General features: G+C 72.1%; 13 protein-coding genes. 6 read left to right on the forward strand and 7 right to left on the reverse strand.

The window, feature by feature from the left end:
- Positions 1-302 (reverse strand): electron transfer flavoprotein subunit beta/FixA family protein (locus ACFWIS_RS16240; protein ID WP_380457043.1); only part of this gene is annotated, 302 nt, incomplete at its 3' end.
- Between the two features lie 373 nt (positions 303-675).
- On the opposite strand from ACFWIS_RS16240, the gene ACFWIS_RS16245 reads away from it, so the two are divergent.
- Both ACFWIS_RS16245 and ACFWIS_RS16250 read left to right on the forward strand, forming a co-directional pair.
- Positions 676-1,995 (forward strand): hypothetical protein, encoded by a 1,320-nt coding sequence (locus ACFWIS_RS16245; RefSeq protein WP_380457045.1) that lies wholly within the window; start codon positions 676-678, stop codon positions 1,993-1,995.
- Positions 1,992-2,597, forward strand: a complete 606-nt coding sequence (locus ACFWIS_RS16250; protein WP_380457047.1) for a hypothetical protein — start codon at positions 1,992-1,994, stop codon at positions 2,595-2,597. The genes ACFWIS_RS16245 and ACFWIS_RS16250 overlap by 4 nt, the downstream gene beginning before the upstream one ends.
- On the opposite strand, the gene ACFWIS_RS16255 is transcribed toward ACFWIS_RS16250, so the two are convergent.
- A complete protein-coding gene (locus tag ACFWIS_RS16255; protein WP_380457049.1) occupies positions 2,566-4,728 on the reverse strand; it encodes an AAA family ATPase in 2,163 nt (720 codons plus the stop codon). The genes ACFWIS_RS16250 and ACFWIS_RS16255 overlap by 32 nt on opposite strands.
- Before the next feature lie 264 nt (positions 4,729-4,992).
- Between ACFWIS_RS16255 and ACFWIS_RS16260 the strand changes: the two genes are divergently transcribed.
- Positions 4,993-8,028 (forward strand): BTAD domain-containing putative transcriptional regulator, encoded by a 3,036-nt coding sequence (locus ACFWIS_RS16260; protein ID WP_380457050.1) that lies wholly within the window; start codon positions 4,993-4,995, stop codon positions 8,026-8,028.
- Between the two features lie 148 nt (positions 8,029-8,176).
- Here the strand turns inward: ACFWIS_RS16260 and ACFWIS_RS16265 are convergent, their stop codons facing one another.
- The 4 genes from ACFWIS_RS16265 to ACFWIS_RS16280 form a co-directional block, all read right to left on the reverse strand.
- Positions 8,177-8,974 carry a family 1 encapsulin nanocompartment shell protein gene (locus ACFWIS_RS16265; RefSeq protein WP_380457051.1) on the reverse strand — a complete coding sequence of 266 codons (798 nt, stop codon included), beginning with the start codon at positions 8,972-8,974 and terminating at the stop codon, positions 8,177-8,179.
- 14 nt (positions 8,975-8,988) lie between these two features.
- Positions 8,989-10,017: a Dyp-type peroxidase gene (locus ACFWIS_RS16270; protein ID WP_380457053.1), complete on the reverse strand. Its 1,029-nt coding sequence runs from the start codon at positions 10,015-10,017 to the stop codon at positions 8,989-8,991.
- A gap of 185 nt (positions 10,018-10,202) precedes the next feature.
- Positions 10,203-10,829, reverse strand: coding sequence for an FMN reductase (locus ACFWIS_RS16275; protein ID WP_380457055.1), 627 nt, complete (start codon positions 10,827-10,829; stop codon positions 10,203-10,205).
- A complete protein-coding gene (locus tag ACFWIS_RS16280; protein WP_380457057.1) occupies positions 10,826-11,962 on the reverse strand; it encodes an LLM class flavin-dependent oxidoreductase in 1,137 nt (378 codons plus the stop codon). Before ACFWIS_RS16280 ends, ACFWIS_RS16275 begins: the two co-directional genes overlap by 4 nt.
- 148 nt (positions 11,963-12,110) lie before the next feature.
- On the opposite strand from ACFWIS_RS16280, the gene ACFWIS_RS16285 reads away from it, so the two are divergent.
- On the forward strand, positions 12,111-12,872 hold the full coding sequence (locus ACFWIS_RS16285) for a PP2C family protein-serine/threonine phosphatase (protein WP_380457059.1): 762 nt from the start codon (positions 12,111-12,113) through the stop codon (positions 12,870-12,872).
- Between the two features lie 135 nt (positions 12,873-13,007).
- Here ACFWIS_RS16285 and ACFWIS_RS16290 read toward each other — a convergent pair whose 3' ends face one another.
- Complete coding sequence (locus ACFWIS_RS16290) at positions 13,008-13,580, reverse strand: DoxX family protein (protein WP_380457061.1); 573 nt, start codon at positions 13,578-13,580, stop codon at positions 13,008-13,010.
- 193 nt (positions 13,581-13,773) lie between these two features.
- On the opposite strand from ACFWIS_RS16290, the gene ACFWIS_RS16295 reads away from it, so the two are divergent.
- Both ACFWIS_RS16295 and ACFWIS_RS16300 read left to right on the forward strand, forming a co-directional pair.
- A complete protein-coding gene (locus ACFWIS_RS16295) occupies positions 13,774-14,370 on the forward strand; it encodes a TIGR03086 family metal-binding protein (protein WP_380457063.1) in 597 nt (198 codons plus the stop codon).
- Positions 14,371-14,513: 143 nt separating this feature from the next.
- Positions 14,514-14,990 carry a hemerythrin domain-containing protein gene (locus tag ACFWIS_RS16300; protein ID WP_380457065.1) on the forward strand — a complete coding sequence of 159 codons (477 nt, stop codon included), beginning with the start codon at positions 14,514-14,516 and terminating at the stop codon, positions 14,988-14,990.
- Positions 14,991-14,993 lie beyond the last annotated feature (3 nt).

Below are 14,993 nucleotides of genomic sequence, written 5' to 3' on the forward strand. Positions count from 1 at the left end.
GACGTCCCGATCACGTCCGAACCGTGGATGTCGTCGTCGTTCACGTGCACGGCCTTGTCCGCACCCATCGACAGCGCCTTGCGCAGCGCGTCCTTTGCGTCGTCCGGACCCACCGTCAGCACCGTCACCTCGGCGCCCTCGTTCGCCTCGGCGATCCGCAGCGCCTGCTCGACGCCGTACTCGTCCAGCTCCGACAGGAGGCCGTCCACACCCTCCCGGTCAGTGGTGTGGTCGTCCGCGAAACGACGGTCACCCGTCGCGTCCGGCACGTACTTCACACAGACGACGATCCTCAAGCTCATGAGCGGTTTCTCCTGTCACGGGTGCACGGATGCACTGGATCCATGGCCTCAGGTCAGGCCGAGGGTACTGAGTGCCAAGCCCGACCCGGCCGCCGTTCGCACGCCGCTAGCGCCACCTGGACCGGCAGGCCGTGTCGGATCTCTTCGACTGGCGTCAGAGGCTCCATCGAAAGAATACGGCACTCAGTACCCTTCGTAAAGGCACTCAGTACCCTACCCGGCGCCCAGCGGCCCGCCGTCCGGGCGACAAGCGGACACAAGGTTTCCGCAAGCCCACGCCAGGTCTCGTCAATGAATCCGCCAGCCGGCCCGGGGAGCATCGGTGGCGGGGCTCGTCGACGGCCCCGACCTGCGATCAAGGAGGGGGAAGGGAATGACCTTGGTGCACGGGGAACAGGACATCACGACCACCAACGGGACGCACAACGGCCACCGCGCGGACGGGAGGCCCGGTGGCGCGGCCTGGAGCAACAACGGGCCGTGGGAGACCCTGCCGGACCGCAAGCGGGTGCTGGTCGTCGCCCAGACCATGGTGTACGCCCAGCGGCTGCAGGACTTCTACGCACTGCTCGCCTCCGACCTGCGGATCCACGTGCAGTTCACGGTGGCGCCGCACATGTTCAACCGGGGTGCGGCGGAGGGGCTGCTGGCCCTCGGCGCCACCGTACTGCCCTGGGAGCAGGCCGTCCGGCGCGAGTTCGACCTCGTCCTGACGGCCGGCTCGCAGGGGATGGAGCAGTTGCACGGGCCGGTCGTGCGGCTCCCGCACGGGGCGGGCAACATCAAGCTGTCCCGGGGCGGCGGAGCGAACGGCGAACGGGCCGCCATCGGGTACGGCCCGGACTACCTGTGCTGGGAAGGCAGACTCGTCCCGAGCTCGTTCGCGCTGGCCCACCGCGAGGAGCTGGACGAACTCGGCCGCAGCTGCCCCGAGGCCCTGCCGATCGCGGAGGTGGTCGGCGACCCCTGCTACGACCGGATCGCCGCCGCACTACCGCACCGGGAGTACTACCGGACGGCGCTCGGGCTACGGCCGGAGGAGAAGCTCGTCCTGGTCTCCTCCACCTGGGGGGCCGGTTCGCTGTTCACCCGGCTCGACGCCGTCCTTCCCCGGCTGACCACCGAACTGCCCCGGCCGGGCTACCGCACCGCGCTGCTGACCCACCCGAACATCGCGGCGGCCCACAGCCCCTGGCAGGTGCGCTCCTGGGCGACGGCCACCGGGCGCGGGGCCGTGTCGGTCCTCCCTCCGGAGGCGGACTGGCGGCCGCTGCTGGTCGCCGCCGACTTCGTCATCGGCGACCACGGCTCGGTCACCCTGTACGGCGCGATGACCGGCGTGCCCGTGCTGCTGGCCGAGTTCCCGCACCGCAACGTCAACCCCCGCTCGCCCTCCGCCCAGCTCGCCCGGACCGCGCCCGCGCTCGCCCCCGGGCACCCGCTCACCGACCAACTCGCCTACGCCGCCGAGCAGTACCGCCCGGAGGAGTACGCGGCGATCGCCGACCGGATCAGCTCCGAACCCGGCCGCTTCGACCGCAACGCCCGCCGACTGCTGTACCGGGTGCTCGGACTCGGCCAGCCCGCGCACAGCCCGGCGGCGCCGCCGCTGCCGTTGCCGGCTCCGCTGGACGCCGTGCCGGACGGCCCGCTGGGCGGCCCGCTGCTGCCGGACTTCCGGCGGGCCGGATGACCGCCGACCTGTACACGGTCGTGCGGCTCGCGCCGGTGGTCGGCTCCCCGGCCGTGGTGTTCGAGGCGCTGGTGGTGTCCCCGGCCGGTGTCCGCCACGGGCTGCTGGTCGCCGACCGTCCGGGCCCGGACGGGTACGACCGGCCCGGGCCCGGCTTCGAGGACGAGCACCTGGCGGCCGACCTCACCGTGTCGGCGGGCTTCCGCCGACGGCGGCAGGCCGACGTCCTGCACCTCGGGCCGCTCCCCACGGCGGACCTCCACGTGCGGCTCGCGGAGGTGCTCTCGATGCACCCCGGATGTGCGCTGGCCACCGCCGAGACCCGGACGGGAGCGGCGCTGTTGCTCGCCCGGACGGGGGCGCGGCTCGTCCTGCCCGCCCCCGGTCCGGTCGGCGGTCCGGTCGGCGATCCGGCCGGCGGTCCGGCCGGCGGTGCGGTCTGCGCTGCGGTCCGATCGCTGACGCTCGGCTCGCTGGCACACGCATGGCTCGCGGCCGGGCGACGGCTGACCGAGCTCACCCGGATCGACGTCCTCGGGCATCCCTCCCCCGAGCCGGTGGCGGCCCGGCTCAGGACTCCGGCGCATCGAGACGGGGGGTGACGGCAGAGTCGACGGCGTACGCGGCGAGGCGGTCCGCCAGCCGGGCCGCCTCGGCCGTGGCACCCACCTCCCGGTAGCGGGCCAGGGACTCCTCGAACTGGGCACGCGCCGCCTCCGGGCGGCCACGCCGCTCCTCGACCTGCCCCGCGAACTCCAGCGTCCGCGCCTCCCAGTGCGCCGACAGCCCGGCGCGGAAACCCGCGAGAGCCTCCGCCAACCGGACCTCGGCGAGCTCGTACGCGCCCAGCAGGCCGTGCGCCAGGCCCAGGAAGGCCGTCGCGCGGGCCGCCTCGTAGTCCTCCCCGATCGAGGACAGCTCCCGGCCCGCCCGCTCGATCGGCCCCACCGCCTCGGCCGCCCGGCCCGCCAGCAGCAGCACCTCGCCGTACGCCAGCCGGGCCAGCGCCGAACCGCGCAGGTAGTCCTCCGCCTCCCGCAGCTCCACCACCCGGTGCAGGCACTCGGCGGCCTCGTCCAGACGGCCGGCCATCCGGTGGGTCTGGCTCAGCCCGTACAGCGCGTCCGCCTGGGCCAGCGGCTGGTTCGTCGCCCGGGCCAGGGCCAGCGCGTCGGCGAACCAGCGGGCCGCCTCCTCCCCGTCTCCCGCGTTCCGCAGGCCGTTCCCGCCGGAGGTCAGCATCCGCAGTTCGCCGGCCCGGTCCCCGGCCGACCGGGCCGCCCGCAGACCGATCCGGTGGGCCTCCACCCACAGCCGGGCCGGGCGCAGCCGCAGGAACAACGGCCACATGGCGTCGGCGAGTTGCCAGGCGGCAGCGGGGCGGTCCAGCTCCTCGCACCAGCGCAGGAGCTCGGCCAGCCGGTCGCGCTCCTCGTCCAGCCACTCCAGGGCGCGCACGTCGTCCGCGAACTCCCGTGCCGGGTGGATGGATCGGGTGAGGTAGTCGCGGGCGAGCGTACGGTGGCTCGGCGAGACGACCGCCTCGGCGGCCGTGGTGGAAGCGAGGTACCAGTCGACGATCCGGTCCAGGGCGGCCCGGGTCGGGTCGGCGTCCCGGGCCTCCGCCCCGCGGGCCCGGGCGTGCAACCGGACCAGGTCGTGGAAGCGGAACCGCTCCGGGCCCCTCTCCTCCAACAGGTGCACGTCGATCAGACCGTCCAGCAACAGGTCGGCCCCGGCCGGGTCGGTGTCCGCCAGGACGGCGGCGTTCTCCAGCGTGAACTCGGCGAACGGCAGCAGGCCCAGCAGTCCGTACAGCCGGGCGACCTCCGGCTCCAGCACACCGTAGGAGGCGTCCAGCAGGTCCCGCACCGTCTCGCCCCCCGCGTTCAGCGCGGCCAACCGGTCGCTTCCGCGCCCGAGCAGCTCGGCCGCCGCCGCCAGCGGCTGGGCCGGGCGTGCCGCGATCCGCGCCGCGGCCAGGCAGATCGCCAGCGGCAGCCCGGCGCAGGCGTCCACCACCTCGGCCGCGGCGACGCTCTCGTCGGCCACCCGGTGCTCGCCGACCCGCTCGGCGAGGATCTCGGTCGATGCCTCCGGCGCGAGCGGCTCCAGCGCGCGGAACACCGCACCGTCTATCCCCAGGCCGGTGAGCCTTCGCCGACTCGTCACCACGACCACCGTGCCGTCCGAGCCCGGCAGCAGCGGGCGGACCTGGGCCGCCGTCGAGGCGTTGTCCAGCAGGACGGCGATCCGCCGCTCGGCCGCCAGCGAACGCCACAGCGCGGCGCCCTCCGCCAGGCTCCGGGGCACCGGCGAGATCCCGAACGCCCGCAGGAACGCGCCCAACGCCTCGGCCGGATCGGCCGGCCCACCCGGCGCGTACCCGCGCAGATCGGCGTACAGCTGACCGTCCGGGAAGCGCCCGGCCAGGCCGCGCAACCACTGGGCGGCCAGTGCCGTCTTCCCCACCCCGGCCGGACCGGTCACCACGAAGGTTCCGTCCGGCGCGCCGCCGTCCGGGCCCAACGACCGGTCCAGCGCCGCCAGATCGTCCTCCCGTCCGATCAACCGCCGTGGACAGGGCGGGAGTTGCCGTGGCCGTGGCAGCGGCGAGGCGTGCAGGTGTACCCCGCCGTTGATCGTGCCCGCCTGCACCACCGAGCCACCGACCCCTCCGCCGCCGGTCAGCGAGTTGCGCACGACTCCGAAGGGCAGGTTGACATCCGTCACCGGCCACCACCGACCACGGCCGATCCTGTCACTGGCTCCCCCCGCCTTCGACGAATTAATCGTGTGCTTTTAGCAGATGACATGTCGTCAAGTCGAGAACATTCCCAAAGGACCATCCCCCGAACCCCATCGTGGTATAGCCGATCACCCCGAACGCATGCCATGCTCACCCGCGACACGGCAAGCTGGTAGCCAACCGGCGGGGGGCGTCACATGAAGTTCCATCTCCTGGGATCAGTTGAACTGTCGGTGAACGGAGAGCCATTGGCTCTCCACTCCGACAAACGGCGCCAACTGCTGGCTTCACTGGCCCTGGAGGCCGGAAGGCCGCTCTCCCACACCTCGCTCGCGTACCGACTGTGGGACGAGGAACCACCGCCCAGCGCGCTGACCAGCCTGTACAGCCACGTTTCCCACCTCCGGGCACTACTCAGACGCGCCGCCCTGGCCACCGGAACGGAGAACTCCAGGGAAGCCCCGACGATCGACACCCGATCGCACACGTACACCCTCCGGGCCGACTCACAACTCATCGACTGGCACCGATATCTGGACCTCTCCCAGCAAGCCGGACTTCTCGCCGAGAACGGACAGGACCACCAGGCCAGAACCGTCCTCAGCCGCGCCGAGGAACTCTGGGGCGGCGAACCCCTGGCCGGCCTGCCCGGCACCTGGGCCCGCAACACCCGCGCCACCATGGCCGACCAACGCTTCACCACCACCCTCCAACGGATCGAGATCGACCTGCGGATCGGCCGCCACCACGAACTGATCCCCGAACTCACCGCCCTGCGCGAGAACCGCCCCACCGACGAACGTCTCGCCGCCCTCCTGATGACCGCACTCCACGCAGCCGGCCGCCAGGCCGACGCCCTGGCCGTCTACCCCGCCGTCGTCCGGCTGCTCCGCGCCCACCTCGCCACCGAACCCGGCGAGGCGCTCACCCGGCTGCACCGGCTCATGCTCAACGGCGAGCCGCTGCCGGGGGCGCGGGCGCGGGTGTCCGCCGGCCCTCCGGCCGCTGCGGTGGCCACCGCCGGTCCCGGTCCCGGCCCCGGTCCGGTGGAAGCGCCCGGACGACACCGGTTGATCGGACGCCGGGACGACCTCCGACGCGTCCTGCCCGGCGCCGGAGCCGGCCAGGGCGGGGTCGTCACCGTCTCGGCGATCCTCGGCATGCCCGGAGTCGGCAAGACCACACTCGCCCTGCACGCCGCCGACCTGATGCGCGCGCACTTCCCCGACGGGTACGTCTACCTCAACCTGCGCGCCCACGTCGGCAACCAGCCGCCGCTCACCCCCGAGGCCGCCGGCGCCCTGCTGCTGAGACGCCTCGGCGTGCCCGCCACCACCATCCCGCTCGACGCCGACGAGGTCTTCACCCTCTGCACCGAGGCCCTCTCCGCCCGCCGGGCCGTCCTCGTCCTCGACGACGCCGCCAACGCCGCCCAGATCCGCCCGCTGCTGCCGCCCGCGCCGTCCGCCCTGATCATCGTCACCAGTCGCCAGCGGCTCGCCGAACTCCCCGGCTCCCGGCCGGTGTTCCTGGACGTCCTGCCGGTCGACGACGCCGTCACCCTCTTCACCAACGTGGTCGGCCCCGAGCGCTCCGCCGACCGGGACCGCGTGGTCGAGATCGTGAACCGCTGCGGGCTTCTCCCCCTCGCCATCGAACTCGCCGCCAGCCGCCTCAAGGCCCGCCCCTCCTGGACCCTCGACCACCTCGCCCGCCGCCTCTCCCGCAAGGCCCGCCTCGCCGAGATCCGCAGCGGCACGGCCAGCATCGCGCGCGCCTTCGAGGTCTCCTACCAGTACCTCCCGGCAGGCCAGCGATCCGCATTCCGGCTGCTCGGGCTGTACCCGGGACCGGATTTCGGAGTCCACGCGGCGGCGGCGCTGCTCGGACGGACGATCGATGAGACCGATGAGGTTCTTGAGGCCCTCCTGAACTGCCATCTGATCGTCGAAATCTCGCCCGAGAGATTCCAACTACACGACCTCCTGAGAGAGTTCGCGGTTGCGTTGGGCGTGGAGGAGGAGCAGCGGGAATCGGCAGTGGACCGCTTGCTCCGCTTCGCGCTGCACGCGGCTGACCAGGCGGATCGCCTGCTCTATCCCCGCAGATCCAGAACCGGACTTCCGGCGGACCGCGAATTCGATGACATGGACGATTGGTTGGGAGATATCGAGATCAATTCTCCCGCATCGGCCCGGACCTGGCTGGAGTCGGAGCACACGGCCCTGATCGCCCTGACCGCCCAGGCCCACCGGACCGGGCGCGCCGGGACCGGAGCCTGGCTCGCCCACGTCCTGGCCGGCCACCTGGACGCCGAGGCGTACTGGAGCGAGGCGCAGGAGATGCACCGGGCCGCAGCGGCCCACTGGCGGTCGGAGGCGAACGACCGGCAGGAGGCAAGGGCACTGATCGACCTGGGAGCGACCCTGGCCAACGCCTCCCACTACGAGTCCGCCGCCGAGGCGCTGGAACGCGGGCTGGCCCTCGCCCGCCGCCACGACGATCCTGATGCGACCGCGAACGCACTCAGCCTGCTGGGACAGGTGCGCTGGAACCAGAGCCGTCTCCAGGAATCGCTGGCGATCCAGGAGGAAGCACTGGGCATTCGACAGGCGATCGATGACCAGTGGAACGTCGCGCGCTGCCTGGCGAACATCGGCATCGTCCACCGCTCGATGGGGAATTACGAACTCGCGCTGGGCGCCTACAACAGGGCCTTGCCGATTTCCCGAAAATTCAGTGACCGGGTTTTCGAGCTGCGCATCCTGAACAACATCGGAGATCTCCAGCTTATCTCCGGAAACACATCGGCGGCGCGCCACACATTCGAGCAGATCCTGCACATCGGGCACGGCCACATATCCCAGTTCGACCTGTCCGTCGTCCACGTGAACCTGGCCGCCACCCTGGAAATTCCGGCGGAACTCGACTGCGCACTCTCGCTGTATCGGTCGGCATTGGAGACCTTCCGGTCGGTCGGCAGCGTCCGTTACGAGGCGGACGCCATCAACGGCCTGGGCTCGGCGTACCTCTCCGTCGGCCGGCACGAGGAGGCGCGCGACCAGTACGTCGTGGCCCTCGGCCTCGCGCGATCCATCGGCACCGCGCGGGAAGAAGCGACCGCCCTGCGGGGGCTCGGCCAGTGCGAGGCGGCGCTCGGAAACGCGGACAACGCCATCGAACATTTGCTCGCAGCCGTCAATCTTGCCGAGTCCGTCGGTATCGCCGATGAGGCGACCCAGGCCCGCATGGCACTCGTCGAGCTTCGCGCCCATCAAGCATGACAATCGCATTTTGCGTAAAACTTGCAAACGGCTAAGATCCCCAGGCGTCGGCAGATCTGCCGACGCCCCCCTTAGGCCTGCGAGTTACTCAGGAGTAGCGAATGTCAATAGGTCGTGAACCCACCTTCTGGGATATCCCCATCTGGTGTTAAGCGCCTAGGGCGACGGCCGCCTCTCCCGTGTACACGCTGAAAGTCAACGACTCCTGAAGGTACAGCTGTACCGAGTCCGCGTCGTGGGAGAGGTAGCCCACCGAGACGTCCTGCCCGAGGAAGAGCTCGAAGTCGCCGCCCCGGGTGGACAGCAGGAAAGCGCCCTCGATCGCGGGGGCCCAGATGATGTCCCCGTCGAGCAGCCGGGCCAGGTGATTGTGGATCGGGTACCCGTGATCACTGCGTTCGTTCACGGCGGTGAACGCCTCCGCGCCGAGCAGGAGTGAGTACGGGCCGCCGACACCCGCGAGGCGGAGGACGGTGAGGGCGCGGCTGACCGCCTCGGGGTACTCCCTCACGTCGCCCGGGAGTTGGACCGGCGGGTTGCTGGAGGCGGCTCGGATGCCCTCGATCTCGGCAGCCCGGTAGCCCTCGAAGACGGCGCGGTCCTCGGCGCGGGCGAGGGTGCGGGCCGCCTCCTTGACGGGCTGCCAGTCGGAGTCCCGGGAGCCGCGTTCGACGTCGTCGACGGCCGCCCGGCTGACGGTGAACGGGACGCGCAGCTCGACCACCGGGCGGGCGGCGCGGGCGTGGGCCCGGACGCCGTCGAGGGGTGGTTCGATGCCGGTGAGGTGCCCGGTGCCGACGGCGGCGAGGGTGGAGCCGCCGGGGCCGTCGAGGTCGACGACCCTGCGGCCGGCGATGTGCAGCTTGAAGGTCTGCCGGGCCTCCTCCTCGATCTCCTCCCAGGCGGCGGTGGAGACGGGGGCGAGCTCGCGGTGCAGGTTGTTCATGGCGCTGGTCCTGTTCAGGAGGTCGGCTTGAGGCTGCCGATACCGAGCGAGCCGTCCGGACGGACCCGGCCGTCGGCGGCGGCCGGGCCGGCGGCCACCACGGCGGCGGCGGGCGGCGGGGAGTCCAGGAGGTCGGCGGTCGGGACGAAGAACAGCGAGCCGGTGACGGCGGTGGAGAAGTCGAGCAGCCGGTCGGTGGTGCCGGGCGGCCGGCCGATGAACATGTTGCGCAGCATCTCCTCGGTCACCTCGGGGTCGCGGGCGTAGCCGATGAAGTAGGTGCCGAACTCGCCGCCCCGCTCGAAGGAGCCGAAGGCCATGTTGAAGCGGACGATCTTCCGCTCCTCACCGTCCGGGCCGGCGATCACGGTGAGTGCGACGTGCGAGTCGGCCGGTTTGGCGTCGTCGTCCAGCTCGATGTCGGTGAGCTTGGTGCGGCCGACCGCCCCCTCCTGCTGCTCGGTGCTCAGCGCGTTCCACTTGTCCAGGTCGTGCAGGTACTTCTGGACGATGACGTAGCTGCCGCCGGCGAAGTCCGGGTCCTCCGACCCCACCACGGCGGCGGTCTCGGCCGCTCGGCCCTCGGGGTTCTCGGTGCCGTCGACGAAGCCGAGGAGGTCCCGGTCGTCGAAGTACCGGAAGCCCTGGACGGAGTCGACCACGGTGGCGGCCCCGGCGAGGCGGGTGGTGAGTTGGCCGGCGAGTTCGAAGCAGAGGTCCATCCGCTCGGCCCGCAGGTGGAGCAGCAGGTCGCCGGGGGTGGCCGGGGCACGGTGGCGGGTGCCGGCCAGTTCCCGGAAGGGGTGCAGGGCGGCGGGCCGCGGGCCGTCGAAGAGGCGGTCCCAGAGTTCGGAGCCGATGCCGGTGACGCAGGTGAGGCCGCCCTCGGGTGCTCGGAAGCCGACGGCCCGGCGCAGTCCGGCGAGGTCGGGCAGGAGGTCGCGGACGGCGTCCTCGCGGCCGGGCTCGACGGTGAGGACGAGGAAGATCGCCGCGCCGGTCAGCGGGGAGAGGACGGCTTGCGGTTCGGGCGGCGTGCTCACGGCTGCCGCCTTCGAGAGGGCGTGCACAGGGCGTGACGAACCGGAACCAATCTGATCATGCCAATGATTACATCGCATAGCAGACACATCGGCGCGGCCGACACACAGCCGAGAGGCCCCGTCGGAGGGTGGTCCGACGGGGCCGTTGGGATGAACCCGCCTCGGACCCTCCAGAGCGGGAGGTCCTAGACCCGCAGCGCCGCCAGCTGCTCGGCGAACGGGACCACCTGCTCCGGCACGGCCGCCCCCGCCGCCGGGGCGCGCCCGGCCAGCAGGGCCGCCAGTTCGCCCGCCGCGCGGTCGATCCGGCCCGGCAGGCCGTCGGTGAGGGCGTCCCCGGCCGTGCCCCAGTCGTCGGTGGCCGCGTACACGGCGGTCGGCAGCACCACCGCGCGCAGGTAGCTGAACAGCGGCCGTACGGCGTGCTCCAGGGCGAGCGAGTGCCGGGGCGTGCCACCGGTGGCGGCGATCAGCACCGGCTTGCCCGTGAGCGCGTCGTGGTCGATCAGGTCGAAGAAGGACTTGAACAGACCGCTGTAGGAGGCGGTGAAGATCGGCGTCACCGCAATCACCGCGTCCGCCTCCGTCACCGTCCCGATGGCCTCGCGCAGCGCTGCGGCCGGGAAGCCGGTGACGAAGTTGTTGGCGATGTCCACCGCGAGGTCGCGCAGTTCGATCACCGTGACCTCGGCCTCACGCCCCTCCCCCGCGAGCCGGCGCACGGTCGACTCGGCGAGCCGGTCGGCCAGCAGACGGGTCGAGGACGGCTTGCTCAGCCCGGCACTCACCACAGCCAGCTTGAACACGGTCACCGGGAGACCTCCTCCTTCTGGTGGGCGTCCTGAGCGCCACTGACGTCCTGGGAGCCCTGGGCATCCCGGGCCGCGACCAGCGCCGCGTGGGTCGGTCCGTCCGGCACCTCGGCCGGGCGGCCCTTGGCGAACTCGGCGCGCAGCACCGGCACGACCTCCTCGCCGAGCAGGTCCAGTTGCTCCAGCACCGTCTTGAGCGGCAGGCCGGCGTGGTCCATCAGGAACAGCTGGCGCTGGTAGTCGCCGAAGGTCTCGCGGAAGGTCAGGGTCTTCTCGATGACCTCCTGCGGGCTGCCCACGGTCAGCGGGGTCTGCTCGGTGAACTCCTCCAGCGAGGGCCCGTGCCCGTACACCGGCGCGTTGTCGAAGTACGGACGGAACTCGCGCACCGCGTCCTGGGAGTTCCTGCGCATGAACACCTGCCCGCCGAGGCCGACGACGGCCTGCTCGGGAGTGCCGTGGCCGTAGTGGGCGTAGCGCTCGCGGTACAGGTCGACCAGCTTCTGGAAGTGCTCCTTGGGCCAGAAGATGTTGTTCGCGAAGAAGCCGTCCCCGTAGTAGGCGGCCTGTTCGGCGATCTCGGGGCTGCGGATCGAGCCGTGCCAGACGAACGGCGGGACGTCGTCCAGCGGGCGCGGGGTGGCGGTGAAGCCCTGCAGCGGGGTGCGGAAGCGGCCCTGCCAGTCGACCACGTCCTCGCGCCACAGCTGGTGCAGCAGCGCGTAGTTCTCGATCGCGAGCGGGATGCCCTGGCGGATGTCCTTGCCGAACCACGGGTAGACCGGGCCGGTGTTGCCGCGGCCCATCATGAGGTCCACCCGGCCGTCGGCGAGGTGCTGGAGCATCGCGAAGTCCTCGGCGATCTTCACCGGGTCGTTGGTGGTGATCAGCGTGGTCGAGGTGGAGAGGATGATCCGGTCCGTCTGCGCGGCGATGTAGCCGAGCATGGTCGTCGGCGAGGACGGCACGAACGGCGGGTTGTGGTGCTCGCCGGTCGCGAAGACGTCCAGGCCGACCTCCTCGGCCTTGCGGGCGATGGCCACCATCGCCTTGATCCGCTCGTGCTCGGTCGGGGTGCGGCCGGTGGTCGGGTCGGGGGTGACGTCGCCGACGCTGAAGATTCCGAACTGCATGCTGTTCACCACACTCCAGGAGGTCCCAGGTAGTCCAACTTTCAACCACCCTAGCACCCGGGTGCGGATCCTTATTCCCGCCGACAATGGAAGGCGGGGCGGGCGGCGACCGACCACGGGAGCGGGCCCCCCGGAAAGGCGGCCGACGATGGCGCCGTACATCGCGGTGAGCGCGCTGAGCCACGAGGGCCTGGTGCGGGAGCACAACGAGGACAGCCTCACGGTCGGCCCGTGGACGCTCTGCGCGACCGTGACCACCAACCCGCAGACCCTGCTCTTCCCGCTCGGCCCGCCCTGCGTCGTCGCGGTCGCCGACGGCCTCGGCGGCCACCCCGGCGGCGAGGTGGCCAGTGCGCTGGTCGCCCGCCGGCTGGCCGCCAGCGGAGCCGCCCTGAACGACGAGGAGGCCGTCCGGGAGGAACTGCAGGAGTGCAACCGGGCGGTCTACGCGGCCACCGCCGGGGAGCCGGAACTCGCCGCCATGGGCACCACCATCGCCGGGCTGGTGCTGCTGCCCGAGCAGGTGGTGGTCTTCAACGTCGGCGACAGCCGGGTCTACCGGGTCACCGGGGACGGGCTGCGCCGGGTGAGCGTGGACGACAGCCCGCCGCTCCCGCCCGGTCGGCGCACCACCTCGGTGGTCACCCAGACCCTGGGCGGCTCGCTCGGGCTGACCTTCGTCGAGCCGCACGTACGGGTCGCGCCGCTCGCGCCCGGCGACCGCTACCTGGTGTGCAGCGACGGCCTGACCGATCCGGTGCCCGAGGAGGAGCTGGCCGGACTGCTCGCCCGTCCGGACGAGACCTCCGACCGAGCCGACGGGAAGGCCGCCTTCGAGCTGTGGAAGGCGGCGGTCGAGGCGGGCGGGCCGGACAACATCACCCTGGCACTGGTGCGGATCGGCGCATAGCCGGGCACGCAGCCGAGCGCACAGCCGGGCAGGCAGCCGGGCGCGGTTCGCACGGAAACGCCCGGAGGCCGTGCTGACGATTCGTCACCACGGCCTCCGAGCAATTGAGTTGAGCCGCTCGCGCGGCGGCGTCGGCTACTTGCGCAGCAGCAGGATCACCCCGGCCATCACCAGTCCCACCAGCACGGCGGCCGCGCCGTACGCCAGCCGGTGCGCCTTGAGCACCGGCAGGAAGCGGTCCACCGCGTAGCGGCCCGGGCCGGTGAGCGCGAGGGCGGCGGCGCCCGCGGTCAGCAGCAGCACGTACTCGTTGCCCTTCGGGGCGAAGAAGCCGCCGCCCCAGGTGACGGCGATCGCGTTGACCATCGTGCCGACGATCGCGGCGCCCGCCAGCGGGGTCAACAGGCCGGCGGCGAGGCCGAGTCCACCCAGGGTCTCGGTCAGGCCGGCGACCACGGCCATGGTGTTGCCGGCCGGGTAGCCGCTCATGGTGAAGAACTGACCCGTACCGTCGATCCCGCCGCCCCCGAACCAGCCGAACAGCTTCTGACTGCCGTGCGCGGCCATGGTCAGGCCGAGCACCAGGCGCAGGAGCAGGAGTCCGGCGTCATAGGCATGCGGAGAGGTGGTCGCGGGCCCGGAGCCGTCCCGGGCGGAGCGGGCGGTGGGACTGGTGGCGGCGGTCGTGCTCGGGCTGCTGCTCGGCATGCGCGTCTCCATCGATCGGGGTCGGTCGTAGGGCTGTGGATGGTGGTGCGGCCGGGCAGGGTGTGACATCCCGTACCTGTTGTTGAAACTTGAACCGGCCGCTCACCCGACCGTACCGTGAAGTTCGAATTTGAACAACCTGCGCCCGGTGAACGACTCGCGCGCCCCACCGGGAGCGGGGCAGGGTGGAGACATGGCTCAACGCAGGCAACACCAGCGGGCCACCCGGCCCGGCACGCCCTATCCCGAGGCGCTCGCCGCCTTCGACGAGCGGGTCCGGCTGGTCCCGCCCGACCGGTGGGACGCCCCCACCCCGTGCGCCGACTGGTCGGTCCGCGACCTGGTCAACCACCTCACCGGCGAGCAGCTCTGGATCCCCGAGCTACTGATGGGCGCCACCCTCGCCGAGGTCGGCGGCCGCTTCGACGGCGACGTGCTCGGTGAGGACCCGGTCGCCGCCTGGACCTCCGCCGCGGAAGCCGCCCGACAGGCCTGGGAGGTGCCCGGCGCCACCGAGCTCACCGTCCACCTGTCCTTCGGGGACGTCTCCGGGCAGTACTACCTGGACCAGCTCACCACCGACCTGGTCGTCCACACCTGGGACCTCGCCCAGGGCATCGGGGCCCGCACCCGACTCCCGGCCACACTGGTGGACTTCGCCCTCGGCCAGTTCGGCGACTACGGCGATCTCTCCGGCAGCGGCCTCTTCGACCCACCGCTGCCGGTCCCCGAGGACGCGAGCCCGCAGACCCGGCTGCTGGCCCTCACCGGGCGCCGTGACGGGGGCTGAACCGGACGGGACCGGCCCGGACAGGGCCCGGACGGAACCGGACAGGGGCCGAACCGGGGCCGGACCAGGGGTTCCGCCCGGCGGCGCCGGATACTGGACAGTACGGGGGCCAGTCCTGATCCCGGACGAGAGGCGGGCGCGCCATGAACCGCAGGCCGGACATCCTCGGGGAGTTCACCGCCGACCACAAGGCCGCCACCGAGCTGCTCGACCGGACCCAGGCGGCCCCGGCCGGCTCGGCCGAGCGCGGCGAGCTGGTGACCAAGCTGACCGACCTGCTGTTCACCCACTGCGCCGCCGAGGAGGAGCAGCTCTTCCCGCTCGTCCAGCACGACGTGCCCGAGGGCGGGGCGCTGGTGTTCCGCAGCATCCACGACCACCTGGCGATCGGGCAGTACCTCGCCGACCTGCAAGGACTCGGCCCGGCCGACCCCGCCTTCGACACCCTGCTCAGCGGCCTCGCCGACACCCTCCGACGGCACCTGGCCGACGAGGAGGAGGTGCTCTTCCCCGCCGCCCGCAAGGCCCTGCCGGCGGCGGACCGCGCGGCCATGGGCGACCGGCTACGGGCGGAACGAGCCGAACTCGGCCACGCGGAACGGCCCGCCGGGCCGACATGACCC

The organism is Kitasatospora sp. NPDC127060 (genome assembly GCF_042724935.1).
Taxonomy (GTDB): Bacteria; Actinomycetota; Actinomycetes; order Streptomycetales; family Streptomycetaceae; genus Kitasatospora.